The following is a 19,290-nucleotide window of genomic DNA, read 5'->3' as shown; positions in this document are numbered from 1 at the left end:
TTATAAATTCTAGAAAATAGAAATATATTTGTTTTTCAAGAACTTTCAATATATTGGCATTAAAATTGCTTAAAAAGCCCCTTGAGGAGGGATAAAAGTGAGAATTTTAGATGTTAAACAAATAGAAAGCGCCGTTAAATCGATGGTAGTTAATGCAAACCAAAAATTAAGCCCGGATGTTTTTGGGGCTTTGCAGCAAGCAGAAAAATCGGAAGAAAGTGAGGTCGGTAAAAAAATATTGCAAAGAGTAATAGAAAATGCCCAAATTGCCGCTAATGAAGAATTGCCAATTTGTCAGGATACAGGTACAGCGGTAATCTTTTTGGAGATTGGACAGGAGGTACACTTAGTTGGTGGGAATTTATATGATGCGATCAATAATGGGGTAAGAGCAGGTTATACTGAGGGGTACTTGCGAAAGTCGATAGTAAAAGATCCTCTGAATAGAGTAAATACCGGGGATAATACTCCTGCGGTAGTGCATATTGATATTGTTCCAGGTGATAAAGTAAAAATAACGGTAGCTCCTAAAGGTGGCGGCAGTGAAAATATGAGCCAGCTCAAAATGTTAAAGCCAGCCGATGGAGTAGAAGGCGTAAAGCAATTTGTTATTGATACGGTTCGTCAAGCGGGTTCTAATCCATGTCCTCCAGTAATTGTAGGAGTAGGAATTGGCGGTACTTTTGAAAAAGCTGCCCTCTTAGCAAAAAAAGCGTTATTAAGAGAAGTTGGAAGTAAGAACCCTGATCCCCTCTATCAATCCCTTGAAGCCGAGCTTTTGGAAAAGATTAATAAACTGGGAATTGGGCCCCAGGGACTAGGGGGAAGGATCACAGCATTGGCGGTGCATATTGAAACATACCCTACTCATATTGCAAGTTTACCCGTGGCAGTAAATTTAAACTGTCATGTTGCCCGGCATGAAACTGTAATTTTATAGAGGTGATGAATCATGATTAAAATTACTACTCCCTTAACCACTGAAGTTATTGAAAAATTAACAATTGGAGATGAAGTCTTACTTAATGGGATTATTTATACTGGCCGAGATGCAGCTCATAAAAAGCTGTTTGAACTGTTAGAAAAGGGAGAAGAACTGCCAGTAGACTTAAAGGGACAAATCCTTTATTATGTAGGACCAACTCCCGCCAAGCCGGGCAGGGTTATTGGTTCGGCAGGGCCAACTACCAGTGGGCGGATGGATAAATATACTCCGCGCCTTTTGGATTATGGCTTAAAAGGGATGATAGGTAAAGGACTCCGAAATAAGGAAGTGCAAGAGGCGATTGTCCGCAATAAAGCTATATACTTTGCGGCAATTGGGGGAGCCGGAGCGTTACTTTCAAAAACGATCGTTAAAAGTGAAGTGGTGGCCTATCCGGATTTAGGTCCTGAAGCTATTTACCGCTTAGAAGTAGTTGATTTTCCTGCAATTGTGGTTATTGATGCCCGGGGACAAAATTTATACGAGGTAGGTCCGGAGAAATTCCGGAAAGAATAAAAATTTACAAAAAAGAGGGGGATGGATGTGAACGTTCTAAAACATGATTTGATAATTATTGGCTCCGGACTTGCTGGACTTAGGGCAGCGTTGGAGGCTGCTTTTTTATCCAAGGGAGAATTAGATATTGCGCTTGTCAGTAAGACGCAGCTTTTAAGACCTCATTCGGTTTGTGCTGAAGGCGGAACCGGTGCAGCTCTCCGGATTGACGAAGGGGATAGTCCGGAATTGCATGCCTGGGATACGGTTAAAGGAAGTGATTTTTTAGCGGATCAGGACGCTGTTTGGCGTTTTGTCGAATTAATTCCTCAGGAAATTTTAAAGTTAGACCACTGGGGTATTCCCTGGGCCCGCCGGGAAAACGGAAAAATTGACCAAAGACCATTTGGCGGTCACTCGTTTCCGCGAGCGGTTTTTGCGGCGGATAAAACGGGCTTTTTTGAAGTCCATACTATGTACGATAATTTGCAGCGTTTTCCCAATATTCATCGTTATGACGAAGTAATGGTGACCTCGCTCATTATTGAAGAAGGGGAATACCGGGGCTTTACTGCGATAGACTTGGTGCGCGGTGAGTTTCTAGTATTTCAATCAAAAGCTATTATAATTGCCACCGGTGGAGCTTGTCGGATTTATGGTTTTACTACTTATTCCTATACCGTTACCGGTGACGGTATGGCGTTAGCATATCGAGCAGGTTTGCCTTTAAAAGATATGGAATTTGTTCAGTTTCACCCCACCGGCTTTGTACCCTCGGGTATTTTAATTACCGAAGCTGCCCGTGGGGAAGGCGGTTATTTGATAAATAATTTGGGAGAACGTTTCATGGGAAAATATGCTGAAAAAATGATGGAACTCGCTCCAAGAGACATCGTTTCTCGGTCGGAAATGCAGGAAATTGAAGCGGGTAGAGGATTTACCCGGGAAGATGGTTTGGATTACGTTTTACTGGATTTAACCCACCTCGGGAGGGAAAAAATTAATGAACGTTTACCGCTAATCCGGGAAGTGGCCATAAAATTTGCGGGGATTGATCCGATTGAAAAACCTCTTCCGGTCCGGCCCGTAGCTCATTATTCAATGGGCGGCATTCATGTCGACATTGATGGACAAACTCCGGTACCCGGGGTATATGCAGCCGGTGAAGTTGCTTGTGTTTCTTTACATGGAGCAAACCGTTTAGGTACAAATTCTACTGCTGAATGTCTGGTATGGGGAGGTATAACCGGAGGCAAAGCATATGAATACGTAAAGAAACAAAAAGCTTTTCCGCAATTACCGAAAGAAATGGTCTTGAGGGAAGAGGCCAGAATTAACGAAATATTTAATAAACCAAATAAAGAAAGCTTATATACAATAAGAAAAGAGTTAAGGGAAATCATGGATAAAAACGTTGGAGTATATCGGGATGAAAAGGGGTTAACTGCAGCCCTTAACAAGGTAAGGGAGCTAATTCAGCGGTTTAAGGATTGCGGACTGGAAGATAAGAGTAAATATTACAATACCGACTTAGTTTCGTATCTGGAAATGGAGAACATGTTGACACTGGCGGAGATCATTGTTTTGGGAGCTTTGGAAAGAAAAGAATCCCGCGGAGGTCATGCCCGTAGAGATTATCCCAACAGGGATGATGAAAACTGGTTAAAACACACGTTAGCTTATTATACTCCTCAGGGGCCACGGCTTAAATACCTGCCGGTAAAGATTACTACCTGGAAACCAGTGGAAAGAAAGTACTAAGAGGAGGGGTTTTTAGATGTATGACAATCGTTTGGGCATCAAGGGCAACTTTTATGCGGGAAAATTCGGAATTGAAAGATATTTATATACTTTACACCGGATTTCCGGGATTGGACTAATTATCTATCTTTTGCTGCATATTGTGGTAACTTCTTTTCGTCTTGGGGGTCCCGATGCATGGGCAAAGGCTATGGGAACCGTTAATAATCCAATATTTAAATTCGGGGAATTCCTGGTAGTAATAGCAGGGGTATTTCACGGCTTAAACGGTTTACGGCTTATACTTACCGAATTTGGTTACTTTATCGGCAAACCTGAACGTCAGGAGTATCCCTATAAATATTCAACTTTAAAACAGCGACCTTTAATGTATTTCCTAATGATTTTAGCGTTAGTAGGAATTGTTATAAGTATTTATGATATATATTTGGCCTAAAAAGGAGGGGTTTTGGTGAGTGAATCAAAATTGTGGTTTTTATTCATAGTAGCTGCTTTAATTTTACTGGTGTTTCTTGGAATACATCTGGGATACATGCATCTTGATAATATTTTGGGCGTAAACGACCCCTTGGATTACAATAACGTAAAAACCCGGGGACAGGATACCTTTTGGCTGGTGAGTTATCTTATTCTTTTAGTAGCTGCTTTATATCATGGAATGTATGGCTTAAGAACGATTCTTTTGGAATATTTTCCGCAAAATCTTAAATTTATTAATGGTTTAATAGGGATAATCGGCTTTTTAGCTCTCATTTTGGGTAGTTATGTTGTAATCTATTCTTACATTGGGGGGTAGGGGAAATTGAAGGTAACGTTTAAAATTTGGCGCTATGATCCTGCAAAGGATGTAAAACCGTATTTTCAAGATTATACTTTCGATGTAAAAGAAGGCATGACAGTTTTAGATTGCCTTTATTACATTAAAGAAAATATTGATGCCACGTTGGCTTTTAGAGCATCGTGCCGGATGGGTATTTGCGGTTCCTGCGCGATGTACATTAATAAAAAGCCGCGACTTGCCTGTGAAACTCAAGCTTTATCCCTCGGGACTGACGTAATAGAGATTGCTCCACTGCCTAATTATAAAAATATAAAAGATTTAGTTCCGGATTTAACTCCGCTTTTTGAAAAACATAAAAATGTCAAGCCATATATAATACCTGAAAACGAGCAGGAATTCATAAATCCTACCGGAGAATATTCCCAGACACCGGCAGAACTTGAAGAATACCTGCAATTTGCTTATTGTATAAAATGCGGTGCTTGTCTTGCGGCTTGCCCTACGGTAGGAACTACGCCGGATTTTCCCGGACCGCAAGCTTTGGCCCAAGCATATAGATATAATGCTGATAATCGCGATTTTGGGGAAAAGGAAAGAAAAGTTCAGGTCGATAATCCAAAAGGTTTATGGCGCTGCCATATGGCGGGTGCATGTGCTGAAGCCTGTCCCAAAGGAGTTGACCCTGCATTGGCTATCCAGCTTTTTAAAAGGTCGTTCTTTTTCACCGGCCGCAAACCTAAAGCCCGCTTAATTCCTTTAAATAAGGAAAAGCCTGCTCGGGGAGGAATAAAAGCTCCTGAGCCTACTGTTTAATTTAAATTAAAGGAGGTTTTAAAATGGCAGATTTTAAAGCTAAAGCTTTAGAATTACACAAGAAATTTCGCGGAAAAATTGAAGTAAAGTCGAAAGTACCTGCTAAAACTGCGGAAGACTTATCTTTAGCCTATACGCCTGGAGTTGCAGAGCCCTGTAAGTTAATTGCTGAAAATAAGGATTTGTCATATGAGTATACCAGCCGCTGGAATATGGTGGCGGTAGTGTCCGACGGTACTGCAGTTTTAGGATTAGGAGATATTGGACCTTATGCTGCCATGCCCGTTATGGAAGGTAAGGCACTTCTCTTTAAAGAATTTGCCGGGGTTGATGCCTTCCCAATTTGCCTTGATACCAAAGATCCGGATAAGATCGTTGAAGTGGTGAAGTTTTTAGAGCCGACCTTTGGAGGAATTAATTTAGAAGACATTGCCGCACCTAACTGCTTTTATATTGAGGAGCGTTTGAAAAAAGAAACTTCCATTCCGATTTTTCACGATGACCAGCACGGAACGGCGATTGTTACCCTAGCGGCTCTCCTAAATGCTTTAAAAATTGTTAATAAAGAAATTTCCAAGATTAAAGTAGTGGTAAATGGTGCAGGGGCATCGGCAACGGCAGTTTCAAAATTACTTTTAGCAAGTGGAGTTAAGAACCTAATAATGTGCGACAGCAAGGGGATCATTTACCGGGGCAGAACCGAGGGAATGAATAAATTTAAAGAAGAAATGGCCGCGAAAACAAACCCCGAGAATTTAAAGGGGATGTTAAAAGACGCTTTAATAGGGGCAGATGTGTTTATCGGACTTTCCAAAGCCAAACAAGTAACCGAAGAAATGGTAAAATTAATGAATAAAGATGCTATTGTATTTGCAATGGCTAATCCCGAGCCTGAAATTTACCCAGATGAAGCGAAAAGGGCAGGAGCCAGAATTGTGGCCACCGGTCGTTCGGATTTTCCAAATCAAGTTAACAATGTTTTAGCATTTCCCGGCGTTTTTCGGGGGGCATTGGACGTTAGGGCAACAGATATTTCGGAAAAAATGAAAATAGCGGCGAGCTATGCCATAAGTTCGCTAGTTACCGAAAATGAGCTTAGTGAAGATTATATTTTACCTAAAGCCTTTGATGAGAAAGTGGCGCCCACAGTAGCGCGGGAAGTGGCAAAAGCAGCTTTAGAAGAAGGAATAGCGAGGGTAAAAATTGATCCCGATGAGGTGTACCGCCATACAATTGAACTTTTACAAAAAAGCGACTCCTAAAAAGGAGTCGCTTTTAATATCTTGTTTAAAATCCCATATATGTAAAAAATGAAAGGAATTTTAACTTTTTTCACGAATTTTAGAATATAAAGAAAATATGATGAGGGAAGAACAATGAAACTTAAGCTTGCTACGAAAATCGAAGTATTAGCCCTTATTATTGTGGCCTTTTCGGTTCTTTTTTCGGGTTTTTTTCTTGCATACAAAGTTGCAGGAGAGTTGAAAAAAGAACTTGGTAAGAGAGCGCTTGCTATTGGACGAACGGTAGCAGAAAATTCTACTGTGAAAAAGTATTTAGGCAAACCAGAAGGCTTTAAAAAGATAGAACCGATTGCAGAACGAATTCGTCAAGTAACAAATGTGGATTATATTGTCGTATTAGATATGAAAAAAATTCGTTATTCAAGTCCTCTACCAGAAAAAGTCGGTACAAAATTTTTCGGAGGAGATGAAGAGCTAGCTTTTGCCGATAATGAATATATTTCTGAAGCTAAGGGAATCAAAGGAGTAGCGGTTAGGGCTTTTGTTCCGGTAAAAAATGAAGATTTTACCGACCAAATTGGTGTTGTAGTGGTGGGAATATTGCTGCCAACTTGGTGGGAATTATTAAAAAGCGTTCGTGGAGGCATTTATTTAGCAACTATTTGGGGTTTACTTATTGGATTAATTGGAGCTAGTTTACTGGCAAAAAAAATAAAAAATGAGATTTTGGGTTTAGAACCAGAAGAGATTGCGAGTCTAATGGAACAGCGTAATGCCCTTCTAAATACGATAAACGAAGGAATTATCGCAATTGATCGACTAGGAACAATTACACTAATAAACCCTGCAGCCCAGAAAATTTTAGTCGAAAAAAATATCACTGAGATAATTTCTGAAAGTCGCTTACTTGAAGTTATTAAAACCGGTAAGCCAATTTATAATAGGGAAATTTTTGTTGAGGAAAAACAGTTAATTTCTACCAGTTTACCTTTAAAAGTAAAAGGAGAAGTTATTGGTGCCTTTACGGTATTTAGAGAAAAAAGTGAAGTACAAAAACTTGCTGAAGAATTAACAGGAGTTAAAAAGTTTGTTGAAGCTTTAAGGGTTCAGAATCATGAAAATCTAAACCGTCTACATTCAATTGCTGGCTTAATCCAATTAGGCCGAGTTGAAGAGGCATTGGACCTGATTTTTTGTTTGACTGATGCTCAGCAAGCTCTTACCACATTTTTAACTAAAAATATTAAAGACCCAGCATTGGCTGGATTAATTTTGGGAAAAGTTGCAAGGGCTTCCGAATTAAAAGTAGAACTTAAAGTTAGCAGGCGGAGTTTTGTTGAAGCTTACCCGGTTAAACTTGATAGTACCAAAATAATAGAAATTGCTGGAAATATTTTAGAAAACTCTTTGGAAGCAGCAGCCTTAAGCGATGGAAAAAAAGTATTTTTTAAAATTCAGGCAACTCAAAATCACCTTAAGCTTTTGGTTTTAGATACCGGACCTGGCTTAATGATTGAACATGAAAAAATCTTTGAACCTGGTTTTTCAACCAAAGGGGAAAATAGAGGCTATGGACTTTACATTGTAAAGAAGCATTTATATGAAGCTGGTGGCAAAGTTCGAATAAGGTCAACAGCGAAAAGAACAGCATTTTTGGTTGAAGTACGGGGGGAGAAAAATGATGATTAAAACTGTTGTGGTAGAAGATGATCCTATGGTTTTAGAGATAAATAAGAGTTTTGTTAAGGAAGTTGAGGGATTTCAAATCATTGGAACTTTTAAAAACGGTAATGATTTGTTAGCTTTTTTGAACAGTAACTCTCCTGACCTAATAATTCTTGATATTTACTTGCCTGACATCGATGGTTTAACTCTTTTAAAAGAAGTTCGCAAAAGAAATATTTCAGTTGATGTACTGGCAATTACTGCAGCCCAACAAGGAGAAATAGTAGCAGAGCTGTTACGCTATGGCGTTGTCGACTATATTATTAAACCTTTTAAAAAAGAAAGGTTAATCGATGCCTTGTTGACTTATAAAAATAAGTACTTAAAAATTGGGCAAAAGCGAAATGTAAAGCAAGAAGATATCGATCGGTTATTTTCTCGTTCAAGTACGGGAGGAAACTTGCCAAAGGGCCTTCATGAAACAACGTTAAAAATGATTTTAAAAACTTTAGAAGATGCGGAAGAACCGCTTTCAGCTTCTGAGGTTGCCGAACGGGTTGGAATATCAAGAGTAACTGCACGGCGATATCTGGATTATTTAGAAAAAGAGGGGATGGCAGGAAAGGAAGTCCAGTACGGTAATATTGGGCGTCCGGTTAATTTTTACTATTTGCTGTGAACAAAAAGAACAAAATTAACAATATGACTATAAATGTATAAATTTTTAGAAAAATTGTTATATTGAAAATATAGAGATTATTTAGAATAACTTAATGAAAGGGGAAAAGGAGAATGGAAAAAAGAAAAAAGATTTATAATCACCTTTATTTTTGGGTAATTGTTGCAATTACTTGCGGTATTATTTTGGGACATTATTATCCTGATTTTGCTGTTAAAACGAAACCGTTTGGAGATGCTTTTATTAAATTAATTAAGATGATGGTAGCACCTATAATTTTTACCACTGTTGTCGTCGGAATTGCAAATATGGGTGATATGAAAAAAGTTGGAAGAATCGGTGTTAAGGCGTTAATTTATTTTGAAGTAGTAACTACAATTGCGCTTATTATTGGCTTAATTGTGGTAAAAGTATATAAGCCAGGTGTCGGAATAAACGCCGATGTATCAACATTGAATGCAAAGGAAGTTGCTGTTTATGCTGCTTCAGCTAAAAGTTTAAATGCGGTGGACTTTTTGCTAAATATTATTCCAACTACTGTAGTAGATGCCTTTGCAAAAGGTGAAATTTTGCAGGTACTTTTATTTTCACTTTTATTTGGTTTTGCTCTTGCGGCAATGGGAGAAAAGGGGAAACCCCTTGTAAAGTTTTTAGATGATTTATCTCATGCTTTATTCGGTGTTATTAATATTATTATGAAAGTAGCTCCTGTAGGGGCTTTTGGAGCCATGGCTTTTACAATTGGGAAATACGGAATTCATACTCTTGTATCTCTTGGTAAGCTGATGGCAGTAGTATATACTACATGTCTTTTGTTCATATTTATTGTGCTGGGAACAATTTTGAAAATTCACGGTTTTAGTATTTGGCAGGTACTAAAGTATATAAAAGAAGAAATCTTAATTGTCTTAGGTACTTCGTCTTCTGAGTCAGTGTTACCGCGGGTGATGACAAAAATGGAAGAATTAGGAGTTTCCAAATCGGTAGTTGGATTGGTTATTCCAACGGGCTATTCTTTTAACCTTGATGGAACTTCGATTTACTTAACAGCAGCGGCAATTTTTATCGCTCAGGCAACAAACGTTCACTTGAGCCTAAGTCAAGAGCTTACCATCCTCGCTATTTTGATGCTAACATCTAAAGGTGCAGCGGCTGTTACAGGTGGAGGGTTTGTTACGCTGGCAGCCACATTATCCTCGCTGGGAGGAGTAATTCCTGTAGCAGGTTTAGCACTAATTCTTGGCGTAGACCGCTTTATGTCAGAGGCACGGGCAATTACCAATTTAATTGGGAATGCGGTAGCTACACTTGTGGTCGCTAAGTGGGAGCGAGAAATAAATGAGGAAAAAGCACGGCTTATATTAAGTAATGGTACAAAGGTTGAGAATATTGAAATACCTGTAGAAAATTAAGCCAAAACTACATTTCCCGGCCAAAACCTTTAAAAATGGTTTTGGCTTTTCTATTGCTGAGCTTTAAAGTGATTAATTTGCAGGGTACAATTGTAAAAAAGGATTCAGAAAAGGAGGGAAGATGGTTGCAAAAATTTTTAATATTGATGTTTTTTTGTGCTTTTTTACTTCAAGGATGTGCACCAAAAGCCGTAGATTTTGAACAAACGAGTCCAAAAGAAAAAATTGTCTTAACCTTTTCTCACGTGGTAAGCGATGCTTCGCCCAAAGGACGGGCCGCCCGCCTGTGGGCCGATTTGGTTTATCAACGAAGTGGTGGACGGATAGAAATGAAAATTTATCCCAATGGCACTCTTTATAAAGATGGCGAGGAATTAGAAGCATTAAAAAAAGGGTATGTCCAGATTATTGCCCCTGCTACCTCAAAATTAACCGGCTTGGATATCCGCTGGGGGATTTTTGATCTTCCTTTTTTCTTTGACGATTTAGAGCAGGTGCATCAATTGGCAGATGGCCCGGTAGGAGAACTATTAAGAAAAAGTATGCGAGATAAAGGAATAGAAGTATTGGCCTTTTGGGATAATGGTTTTAAAATTCTGACAACGGACAGGCCAATAAAAAACTTAAAAGACTTTCTAGGTTTAAAAATACGTATTATGGATAGCCCTATTTTAAAAAAGCAGTTTTTACAATTAGGAGCAATTCCGGTGCCCCTATCCTTTAATGAAGTATTTGAAGCTTTAGAAAATAAAAAAGTAAATGGGAGTGAAAATACTCCATCAAATCTCTATTCCAAAAAGTTTTACCAATTGCAAAGCTATGTGACTGTATCCAATCATGGTTATCTGGGATATGCAGTTTTAATGAACAGCGATTATTTTAACAGCTTAGACCAAGAAACAAGAAAAATCCTTTTAGACACCTTAAAAGAAGTTACTTCTTGGCAACGAAAGGCAGCATTGGAACAAAATGCTGAAGATTTAGCCCGTATTCGAAATGACCAGAATATTAAGATTCATGATTTAACTCCGGAAGAAAAGGAAGAGTGGCAAGCGGTATTAAAGCCTCTTGCGTACGAAATAATTCCTTTATTTCCAAAAGATTTACAAGCTGAAATTTTAAAAACAGGAAATCTTAACTGAATAGTTTTCGGAATGTAGTAATATTAAAGCAATTCTTAAGAAAAGTGAGGGAAAATAAGAAGAATGAAAACGGGATTTCCCCAATTAGAAAATTTAGTAATTCGGCGAGGTTTATGTACGGGTTGTGGTAGCTGTGTTGGAGTATGCCCTAAGGGGGCGCTTGAAGTGACCCGGGTGTACGGCGAACCTATGCCAATTTGTACCGGTGTATGCTCCTCTTGTGGCTTTTGTTACCGTATTTGTCCGGGAAGCGATGTGCCGCTTTTGGAATTAGAAAAACATTTTTTTGGGGAGAACCGTAAATTTACATTAGCTGATCTGGGATTTTATCTGGAAAGCTATGTTGGGTATGCAGGGGATGAAGTTATACGAAAAAAGGGTGCAAGTGGTGGGGTGGTAACGGCTCTCCTGGTGCATGCTTTAGAAAAAGGAATAATTGACTGTGCCATTGTGGCTGGATTTAATAAAGAAAAACCTTGGCTTACCGAGGCCAAGTTAGTGAAAAGCAAAAAAGAAATTATAGATGCAGCCCAATCAAAATACGCCGTAGTTCCTGTCAATATGCTCTTTCGGGAAGCTGTAAAGCGCGGCTGCCAGCGCCTAGGATTGGTTGGGCTTCCCTGTCATATCCATGCGGTGCGTAAGATGCAATATTATGATGTACCGAGGGATATTTCGGGGAAAATTAAATTAACAATAGGTTTGTTTTGTGCTTCTCAGTTTTATTTCGAGGGTACTCGGCATATTTTGGTGGAGTGGTGTGGTATAAAAGATTTGGAAGTTATAGCTAGTTTGGAATACCGGGGAGGTGAATGGCCTGGCCATTTTATGGTAAAGCGTCATGATGGTGAAACCATTACTATTGACCGTCACCGGTATGTTTATCATATGTTAATGCCCAATTACAAAAGGGACCGGTGTGAAATGTGTATCGATTGGAGTAGTGAACTTGCCGACATTGCTGTAGGTGATTACTGGGCTTCGCCGACGATTGGAGATAATTTCAGCGGCACTTCAGCCCTGTTAGTAAGGTCTTTAGCAGGTGAGGAGTTAATAAAAAGTGCTGTCGAAGAAAAGGTGTTATATTTGGAAGGTCTTGAGCCGGAAAGACTTTGCAGCAGTATAGGGTTTGAAATGAAAAAACACGGAGCAGCTTTTCGCTTGGTACAGCGCCAGCAATTTGGCTGGCCAACTCCTAATTATCATATGAAGGTCGATTATACGCCTTTTTTTAGAGATCTTCATCTGGCACCTGAGAAAAAATAAGGCAAGGGTTGGTGTTTTTTTTTTTGCCAAATATACTACATAATGTGGTATAATCCATCTAAGGAGGTGAAATAATGTTTTTAAGAAGAAATTTTTTCAGCGTGATATTGGCTTTAAGCTTAGTGATTGTGGTAAACACTACAGCCTTTGCTTATGATGTAAACCTTTTTAAAGAAATTACCAACAAGATGGTCTGTTTATGTGGTTGTGGTAAACAAAAAATCTATGAGTGTGAGTGTCAGCAAGCTGAAACTATTAGGAATGAAGTTAAAAAAATGCTTGATGAAGGTAAAACTGAAAAAGAAATTCTTGATTATTATGTCAAAAGAGATGGACTTGAACGGCTTGCTGCTCCGCCAACAAAAGGATTCAATTATTTAGCCTGGATGATGCCGGGAATTGGGATTTTAGCTGGAGGACTTTTTGTAAATTATTTTCTCAGGAAAAAACAAAGGATAGAATTGCCAGCTTCTAATGAGAAGCAAGAAAATGAAACAGCAGTAAATTATTCCGAGGTAGAAGAAGAACTAAAAAAATATTTATAAAGGGCACGAAGAGTCCCTTTTTTCTTTTTTAAAAATAACTTCCTATAATAAGTATTATGTAAACTAATAAATAAAAAAGATAACCGGGAGGATCCGGTTATCTTAATACTTTCACCCGATTTAGCGGCCAATAAGTTAAGACTGCTCGGCCTTTAATATTTTTTAAAGGAACAAAGCCCCAATCGCGGCTATCATAACTTCCCTGTCGATTGTCTCCCATAACAAAAATAGAGTCTTTTGGAACTTTAAATAAGGTACCCTTTTCATGGGGCACTGTTTTTGTATATTTGGGAAGATATGTTTCTTTAAGGGGTTTACCGTTTATATAAACCGAATTATTTTTTATTTCAACAGTGTCACCGGGAAGACCAATTACCCGCTTTATAAAGGGGTAACTGGAATCAATAGGAGGATCAAAAACCACTATTTGCCCCCGTTCTAATGGATTTATTTTATACCAAAATTTTAATACCACAACCCGATCATTGGGTAAAATCGTTGGTATCATTGACCCGCTAGGAACTACGGTTAATTGGAAAATAAAAGTTTTTATAATGAAAGCCAAGATTACAGCCCAAATAGCTGCGGAAATAAATTCTTTTATTTCATTTTTCCAGGAAAATCTCTTTGAGTTTTCGTTTTCTACTCCTTCTATCATGTGCTACGCCCTTTCTTTAAGGTAATATTACTTTAAAAATGAAGATTAAAATACTTTAACCTTCGGTGAAGCCATTGTCGTGAAATTCCTAAAAGATTGGCTGCTTTTGATTTGTTTCCTTTAGTTTTTGCTAACGCTGCCATAATTAACTCTTTTTCATAAGCTTCTATTAATTCTGGAAGGCTTTGCCCAAGGGATACCTCTCCCTCCCCAAGCTCATTAGCCAGTAAATAAGGCGGTAGATATTTCTTTGCAATTACTTTTCCTTCAACTAAATTAAAGCATCTTTCTAAAACATTTTCAAGTTCACGAATATTCCCTGGCCAGGAATATTTCATAAAAATATCCATAACTTCCGGAGAAATAGTTGTTACTTTAGTTCGATATTCACGGTTGAATTTATCAATAAAATGTTTTATTAAAAGGGGTAAGTCTTCTATTCTTTCCCTAAGTGCTGGTACATATAAAGAAACTACATTTAAGCGGTAATAGAGGTCTTCGCGAAATTTTTTTTGTTTTATTAATTCCTCTAAATCCTGATTGGTGGCTGCAATAACCCGAACATTAATTTTCCGGGTTTTATTGTCTCCGAGCCTCTCCACTTCTTTTTCCTGTAAAACCCTTAAAAGTTTAGCTTGCATCGCCAGGGGCATATCGCCGATTTCATCTAAAAATATTGTACCGTTGTGGGCTAACTCAAATTTTCCTATCTGTCCACCTTTTTTTGCCCCTGTAAAAGCTCCTTCCACATAGCCGAATAATTCTGCTTCAAGGAGATTTTCTGGGATAGCAGCACAATTAACTTTAATAAAACTTCCTGGTCTTCCGCTTTCTACATGTAAAGCATGAGCTACCAATTCTTTTCCAGTACCGCTTTCTCCCCGGATTAACACTGTGGTATTATAAGGAGCAATCTTTTTAATAATTTCTTTTAAACGTATGATTGAAGGGTGATTGCCGATTATTTTACGTTCGGTAAATTGCTGGGTAGTGTATTTTGTTAACTCATTTTTATAATAAGATAATTCAGAGTTTAGCTGGTTTATTTTTTCGGCCAACGTTAAGAGGTCACTAACATCCTGGAAAATAACCTTTATAACTCCACCTAAAAGTTTGTAATCTTTAACAATGGGATATTTAAAAGCTACTACTTGACGCCCATTGATTTCAATTACTTCGGTTTTGATATCATTAACTGCTTCCGGTATTTCGCAAAAAAAAGGATTTTTGGTAATTGACTCTATTGGCGTATTTAAAATGTCACTTATTTTTAAACCAAAAAGATCGGCTATTGCTTTATTGGCATGAGTAACCTGCCTTTCTAAGTCTAAAACCATATAACCTTCCTGGCCTGCTTCTAGGATTGTTTCTAAAGTTTGTTTAAGGGCTAAAACATTTTCTAACTCATCGGCAATATTTTTAAGTTCATTTATCTCTTGGGCAACTCCTATTGCACCGATAATTTGACCATTATAGTATAAGGGTGTTCGATTAACGACATATAGATTGTCGCCAATTTTAAATTTCCTTCCAATATGTGATTCGCCGGTTTTAATTACTTTATGTAAACCACTAAAAGGCAAGACTTCATTTATATTTTTGCCAATTGCTTCCCGGGCAGGATAATTAAAAACCCTTTCGCTAGCTTTATTAAAAATAAATATTATACCATCTTGGTCAACGGCAACAATTGCATTGTGAATGGAGTCAATGATGTTTAAAAGGCTTAAATAATTTATCGGATTGATAGCCACGACTAATCCACCTCAGTAATTTTAAGTAAATCATTAAAGGAATTAATAATGTAATCGGGCTTGGTCTTTAAAAGGTCTTCCCACGGGAGCACACTCCATTTTACAGCTACTGTTTTTACTCCTGCTCCTTTTGCGCTTAACATGTCGTGCGGGCTATCTCCAACCATTAAACATTCATTAGGGCTAAGTTTAAAAAAATCTAAAGCAAGTTTTACCGGTGCTGGGTCCGGCTTATGTTTTTCGGTATCTTCCATAGCAATAATTAAATCAAAATACTGCTCTAAATCAAATAATTTAAGGCCTCTAATTGCTGTGTCTTTTAACTTGGAGGTAATTATGGCTAGTTTTTTGTTATTTTGCTTTAAAGATTTTAACGTGTCAATGGCCTCAGGAAAAGGTTTAATCATTTTATCGTGATGCAGTAAATTAAATTCGCGATAAGCAGCAATTAATTGGTCAATTGTTTTCGGATCCAAGTTTCCGAAAGAATAAATGAGTGGTTTACCAAAATGAGGATAAATATCTTCTTTAGAAATCTCTTTATTAAGAAAATTTTTGTAAACATAGCGAAAGGATTGATAGATTAACTCAAAAGTATCCAATAAAGTGCCATCTAAGTCAAAAAATATTCCTTTAAACATTTGTCTTCTCCTTTTAAAGTCTTCTTAAGTATTCTGGCCGTAAATAGAAAACTCCTTCATTATTTATGACATCATCAAGAATTTTAATTAGTTTTTCCCGGTCCTGATTTAAAGTACCTTTTAAAATTAAATAATTGGAAGCGTGATTGCTGCGAAAAACAGTGTTTGTTAAGTTTAAATTATAAAGAAACATTCTTAATTCTTTTAAAATTTCTTTAGCGGATGGCATTTGAAAACGGTTTTCTTGCACTTCTTTGGCTAATTTAGTCCCAGGAACGAGCATTAATGTTAAAGTAGCTAAAAAATGCGGATTTATTTTTGATACTACTTCAGCTGAGGCAATAGCGTGTTCTTCCCAATGTTCCCTACCACCTAATCCGGAAATTACCGTTAAAGAAAGTTCAAAATTCGCCGATTTAGCTTTATGACAGGCTGTTATTATTTCGTTAGCTGTAAAACCTTTTTGGACATTTTTTAAAATTATGTCGGAACCACTTTCAAGACCTAAGTACAAAAGGTTTAAACCATGGTCATGCAGTAGTTTTAGTTCCTCATCCTTTTTATTTAAAAGAGATTTAGGGCCTGCATAACTACTGACTTTTTTTAAGCGGGGAAAAGTATTTTTTAAAACATCCAACACTTCCAGTAAGTAATCGGTAGGAGCGCTTAAAGCATCGCCATCAGCCAAAAAAACTTTTTCCACAAAAGGATATTTTCTTTTAAAAAAAGCTATAATTTCTTTTATTTCTTTTATTGGCCGGACAGAAAACTTTTTATCTTTATACATTCCACAAAAAGTACACTTATTATAACTGCATCCGGTGGTTACTTGTAAAATGATACTATAAGCTTCACTTGGTGGTCGAAAAATATCACCAAGATAAATTTCCACCCTACTCCCTCCCTAAACTAACTTCAGTTAAAAGTTTAAAACCATGCTTAAAAAGAAAATACGCAGTAACTCCCATTCCAGGAATTAATTTTTTTTGAAAACTTCCGTCATATATGTATTTTACTCCGCAAGAAGGGCTTTTTTCCTTAAGAATTATGCCGGAGATGTTCTTTTCATAAAAACGAGCAATTTTTAATGTTTCTTTGGCTCCACGTAAAAAATTTTCAGTTACGTCTTCACCGTTAATATTTATTACTTTAAAATCAGGAAAGGAAATAATCTCAGCTGGTAAGCGTGGCGTTGGGAGTCCTCCTAATTGTTCCGGGCAAAAGGGTATGAAAACTTTATCGTTTAAAAACTTTAATACCTTCTGGTTTAAATTATTAGTACCATCATATTTGGTGTTTAGTCCTAATAAACAAGCACTAACCAGATAAATATTTATTCCCCCTTTTCTTTACACAAAATTTTACCACTTAAAACCCAAGAAAAAAAGCCGGATTTTCCGGCTTTTATACTTTTTCTACCACCATAGCAAAACCTTGACCGCCACCAATACATAAAGTTGCTAAACCATACTTGATATTACGTTTTTGCATCTCATGTAACAAAGTTACTAGTATTCGAGCCCCTGAAGCCCCAATGGGGTGACCTAAAGCAATTGCCCCACCGTTGACATTGGTTATTTCTGGATTTAACTCCAATTCTTTAATCACCGCTAAAGCTTGAGCGGCAAAAGCTTCATTAGCTTCTATTAGACCTAAATCGGCTATGGATAAATTGGCTTTTTTCAAGGCTTTTTTAGTGGCGGGTATTGGACCTAACCCCATATAGGCAGGATCAACCCCTGCCGAGCCAAAACCCCGGATAATTGCAAGAGGTTTAAGATTTAATTCTTGGGCTTTCTTGGCAGACATAACCACAACAGCTGCGGCACCATCGTTTATTCCAGAAGCATTTCCGGCGGTTACGGTACCGTCTTTTTTAAAGGCTGGTTTTAGGGCGGCTAATTTTTCTAAGGTTGTACCTCGCTTGGGAAATTCATCGGTGGAAAATACCAAAGGTTCTCCTTTTTTCTGGGGAATTGTAACCGGAACTATTTCCTCTTTAAACTTTCCTTCATCAATAGCTTTTATAGCCCTTTCCTGACTTTGCAAGGCAAATTTGTCCTGTTCTTCCCGGGTTATATTGTATTTCTCGGCAATATTTTCCGCTGTAATACCCATATGGACCTCGGTAAAAGCACACCATAAGCCATCTTTAATCATTGAGTCAATCAAAGTGTCATGGCCCATACGGTATCCCGTTCTGGCCTTGGGTAGTACATAGGGAGCTAATGTCATATTTTCCATACCGCCGGCAACTACTATTTCGGCATCTCCCGTTGCAATTGCTTGAAAGGCAAGCCCAACGGATTTTAATCCTGAACCGCAAACCTTATTTACTGTAAAGGATGGTACTTCCCGAGGAAGCCCTGCCTTAATTGCCGCCTGACGGGCAGGATTCTGACCAAGACCCGCTTGCAATACATTTCCCATGATAACTTCATCCACTAGCTGAGGTTCAAGGTTAATACGAGATAAACTTTCCTTAATGACAAGAGCTCCTAGTTCAACTGCCGGAGTTTGGGCAAGGCTGCCCAAAAAACTGCCAATAGGAGTTCTAACAGCACTTACTATTACTACCTCGTTCATTGAAATCCTCCTTTAAAAAATATTTAAAGCTTTAATTTACAATAAGCATAAATTATACCAATATTTGTTGAATATTTATTGAAAAAGGGGGGTGTAGTTATAAGCTACACCCCAGAGACAAAATAAAACTAATCTCCTCTTTCCTTTCTCTAGTTATTTTTTTTAAGATTTTAAAAGCTTTTTAAATTCTTCGGTTAAAAGGGGAACTATTTCAAACAAATCCCCGACAATGCCGTAATCGGCAACTTTAAAGATATTGGCTTCCGGGTCTTTGTTGATGGCTACTGTGACCTTGGAGCTGCCCATCCCGGCTAAGTGCTGAATGGCTCCCGATATCCCTACCGCTATATATAAGCTGGGAGATACGGTCTTACCGGTTTGGCCTACCTGATACCGGTGTTCCCGCCAGCCGGCGTCTACCGCTGCCCGGGAGGCTCCTACCGCTGCCCCCAGTACGTCCGCTAGGTCTTCTAAGAGCTTGAAGTTCTCCGGTCCTTTCATTCCCCGGCCGCCGGATACTATAATGTCCGCTTCGGTTAATTCGGGACGACCCGATACCTGCTTGACTACTTCTTTTACCACGGCTTTTAAGTCTTCCGGAGTAAAGCTAACCGCTACTTCTTCAATTGCAGCTTGCCCGCCGGTTTTCTCGGCTACCGGAAAGACGTTGGGGCGGACGGTTACAAACAAAGGATAGCTTGTGGGCTCCAACTTTGGTATAGGCTTTGCCGGCATAGATGGGCCGGATAAATAAACCGTCCTCGTAACCGGTGAGGTCGCTTACCTGCCCGGCTCTTACCCGCTGGGCTGCTCTCGGGGCAAAGTCCCTCCCCTGAGCGGAGTTGGCGATTAATACTACTTCG

Annotated in this window: 20 protein-coding genes and 1 pseudogene; 13 read left to right on the top strand and 8 right to left on the bottom strand. The window is 38.4% G+C overall.

The features are described from left to right. The first annotated feature begins 97 nt into the window (after positions 1-97). The 13 genes from cpu_RS10970 to cpu_RS10910 all read left to right on the top strand — a co-directional run bounded on the left by cpu_RS10970 (position 98) and on the right by cpu_RS10910 (position 12,788). Complete coding sequence (locus cpu_RS10970; RefSeq protein ID WP_075860015.1) at positions 98-940, top strand: fumarate hydratase; 843 nt, start codon at positions 98-100, stop codon at positions 938-940. 9 nt (positions 941-949) lie between these two features. Next, a complete protein-coding gene (locus tag cpu_RS10965; protein WP_439951480.1) occupies positions 950-1,501 on the top strand; it encodes a Fe-S-containing hydro-lyase in 552 nt (183 codons plus the stop codon). A gap of 21 nt (positions 1,502-1,522) precedes the next feature. After that, complete coding sequence (locus tag cpu_RS10960) at positions 1,523-3,241, top strand: succinate dehydrogenase/fumarate reductase flavoprotein subunit (protein ID WP_075860013.1); 1,719 nt, start codon at positions 1,523-1,525, stop codon at positions 3,239-3,241. A 16-nt stretch (positions 3,242-3,257) separates the two neighbouring features. After that, the gene (gene sdhC / locus cpu_RS10955; protein ID WP_075860012.1) at positions 3,258-3,677 is read left to right on the top strand and encodes a succinate dehydrogenase, cytochrome b556 subunit; all 420 of its coding nucleotides are present in this window, start codon (positions 3,258-3,260) and stop codon (positions 3,675-3,677) included. Between the two features lie 15 nt (positions 3,678-3,692). Then, on the top strand, positions 3,693-4,037 hold the full coding sequence (locus cpu_RS10950; protein ID WP_075860011.1) for a succinate dehydrogenase/fumarate reductase transmembrane subunit: 345 nt from the start codon (positions 3,693-3,695) through the stop codon (positions 4,035-4,037). 6 nt (positions 4,038-4,043) lie between these two features. Further along, positions 4,044-4,835, top strand: coding sequence for a succinate dehydrogenase iron-sulfur subunit (locus tag cpu_RS10945; RefSeq protein ID WP_075860010.1), 792 nt, complete (start codon positions 4,044-4,046; stop codon positions 4,833-4,835). Between the two features lie 23 nt (positions 4,836-4,858). Further along, positions 4,859-6,097: an NAD(P)-dependent malic enzyme gene (locus cpu_RS10940; RefSeq protein ID WP_075860009.1), complete on the top strand. Its 1,239-nt coding sequence runs from the start codon at positions 4,859-4,861 to the stop codon at positions 6,095-6,097. A 114-nt stretch (positions 6,098-6,211) separates the two neighbouring features. Continuing rightward, on the top strand, positions 6,212-7,768 hold the full coding sequence (locus cpu_RS10935) for an ATP-binding protein (RefSeq protein ID WP_075860008.1): 1,557 nt from the start codon (positions 6,212-6,214) through the stop codon (positions 7,766-7,768). After that, positions 7,758-8,423 carry a response regulator gene (locus cpu_RS10930; protein WP_234970244.1) on the top strand — a complete coding sequence of 222 codons (666 nt, stop codon included), beginning with the start codon at positions 7,758-7,760 and terminating at the stop codon, positions 8,421-8,423. The genes cpu_RS10935 and cpu_RS10930 overlap by 11 nt, the downstream gene beginning before the upstream one ends. 113 nt (positions 8,424-8,536) lie before the next feature. Further along, positions 8,537-9,835, top strand: a complete 1,299-nt coding sequence (locus cpu_RS10925; RefSeq protein WP_075860007.1) for a dicarboxylate/amino acid:cation symporter — start codon at positions 8,537-8,539, stop codon at positions 9,833-9,835. Positions 9,836-9,960: 125 nt separating this feature from the next. Further along, on the top strand, positions 9,961-10,977 hold the full coding sequence (locus tag cpu_RS10920) for a TRAP transporter substrate-binding protein (RefSeq protein ID WP_159434006.1): 1,017 nt from the start codon (positions 9,961-9,963) through the stop codon (positions 10,975-10,977). A gap of 63 nt (positions 10,978-11,040) precedes the next feature. Further along, on the top strand, positions 11,041-12,243 hold the full coding sequence (locus cpu_RS10915; RefSeq protein WP_075860006.1) for a Coenzyme F420 hydrogenase/dehydrogenase, beta subunit C-terminal domain: 1,203 nt from the start codon (positions 11,041-11,043) through the stop codon (positions 12,241-12,243). Positions 12,244-12,317: 74 nt separating this feature from the next. Beyond that, positions 12,318-12,788 (top strand): cytochrome c-type biogenesis protein, encoded by a 471-nt coding sequence (locus tag cpu_RS10910; protein WP_075860005.1) that lies wholly within the window; start codon positions 12,318-12,320, stop codon positions 12,786-12,788. Positions 12,789-12,885: 97 nt separating this feature from the next. Here the strand turns inward: cpu_RS10910 and lepB are convergent, their stop codons facing one another. From lepB to cpu_RS14365, 8 genes and pseudogenes are all read right to left on the bottom strand, one after another. Continuing rightward, positions 12,886-13,446 (bottom strand): signal peptidase I, encoded by a 561-nt coding sequence (gene lepB / locus cpu_RS10905; RefSeq protein ID WP_075860004.1) that lies wholly within the window; start codon positions 13,444-13,446, stop codon positions 12,886-12,888. 32 nt (positions 13,447-13,478) lie between these two features. After that, entirely contained in the window at positions 13,479-15,200 is a 1,722-nt protein-coding gene (locus cpu_RS10900; RefSeq protein WP_075860003.1) for a sigma-54 interaction domain-containing protein, read from the bottom strand. Positions 15,201-15,202: 2 nt separating this feature from the next. Further along, a complete protein-coding gene (ppaX, locus tag cpu_RS10895; RefSeq protein WP_075860002.1) occupies positions 15,203-15,841 on the bottom strand; it encodes a pyrophosphatase PpaX in 639 nt (212 codons plus the stop codon). A gap of 13 nt (positions 15,842-15,854) precedes the next feature. Then, positions 15,855-16,733 (bottom strand): radical SAM protein, encoded by an 879-nt coding sequence (locus cpu_RS10890; protein WP_075860001.1) that lies wholly within the window; start codon positions 16,731-16,733, stop codon positions 15,855-15,857. Position 16,734: 1 nt separating this feature from the next. Next, on the bottom strand, positions 16,735-17,166 hold the full coding sequence (locus cpu_RS10885) for a 2-thiouracil desulfurase family protein (RefSeq protein WP_439951479.1): 432 nt from the start codon (positions 17,164-17,166) through the stop codon (positions 16,735-16,737). A gap of 79 nt (positions 17,167-17,245) precedes the next feature. Then, the gene (locus cpu_RS10880) at positions 17,246-18,427 is read right to left on the bottom strand and encodes an acetyl-CoA C-acetyltransferase (protein ID WP_075860000.1); all 1,182 of its coding nucleotides are present in this window, start codon (positions 18,425-18,427) and stop codon (positions 17,246-17,248) included. Positions 18,428-18,589: 162 nt separating this feature from the next. Continuing rightward, a complete protein-coding gene (locus cpu_RS13850; RefSeq protein ID WP_234970243.1) occupies positions 18,590-19,117 on the bottom strand; it encodes an electron transfer flavoprotein subunit alpha/FixB family protein in 528 nt (175 codons plus the stop codon). After that, a pseudogene (locus tag cpu_RS14365) lies at positions 19,050-19,290 on the bottom strand (hypothetical protein); the annotation flags it as partial. The gene cpu_RS13850 and the pseudogene cpu_RS14365, both read right to left, overlap by 68 nt.

The organism is Carboxydothermus pertinax, from assembly GCF_001950255.1.
Lineage (GTDB): Bacteria > Bacillota > Z-2901 > Carboxydothermales > Carboxydothermaceae > Carboxydothermus > Carboxydothermus pertinax.
Note: the sequence above shows the minus strand (reverse complement) of the source record. Positions and strands in the feature narration are given on the sequence as shown.

Bases quoted from the DNA above. Each gene is read 5' to 3' on its own strand.
- cpu_RS10960 (WP_075860013.1), top strand. From the start codon at position 1,523: ATGGATGTGAACGTTCTAAAACATGATTTGATAATTATTGGCTCCGGA.
- sdhC (WP_075860012.1), top strand. From the start codon at position 3,258: ATGTATGACAATCGTTTGGGCATCAAGGGCAACTTTTATGCGGGAAAA.
- cpu_RS10940 (WP_075860009.1), top strand. From the start codon at position 4,859: ATGGCAGATTTTAAAGCTAAAGCTTTAGAATTACACAAGAAATTTCGC.
- cpu_RS10935 (WP_075860008.1), top strand. From the start codon at position 6,212: ATGAAACTTAAGCTTGCTACGAAAATCGAAGTATTAGCCCTTATTATT.
- cpu_RS10930 (WP_234970244.1), top strand. From the start codon at position 7,758: ATGATGATTAAAACTGTTGTGGTAGAAGATGATCCTATGGTTTTAGAG.
- cpu_RS10925 (WP_075860007.1), top strand. From the start codon at position 8,537: ATGGAAAAAAGAAAAAAGATTTATAATCACCTTTATTTTTGGGTAATT.
- cpu_RS10915 (WP_075860006.1), top strand. From the start codon at position 11,041: ATGAAAACGGGATTTCCCCAATTAGAAAATTTAGTAATTCGGCGAGGT.
- cpu_RS10910 (WP_075860005.1), top strand. From the start codon at position 12,318: ATGTTTTTAAGAAGAAATTTTTTCAGCGTGATATTGGCTTTAAGCTTA.
- lepB (WP_075860004.1), bottom strand. From the start codon at position 13,446: ATGATAGAAGGAGTAGAAAACGAAAACTCAAAGAGATTTTCCTGGAAA.
- ppaX (WP_075860002.1), bottom strand. From the start codon at position 15,841: ATGTTTAAAGGAATATTTTTTGACTTAGATGGCACTTTATTGGATACT.
- cpu_RS10880 (WP_075860000.1), bottom strand. From the start codon at position 18,427: ATGAACGAGGTAGTAATAGTAAGTGCTGTTAGAACTCCTATTGGCAGT.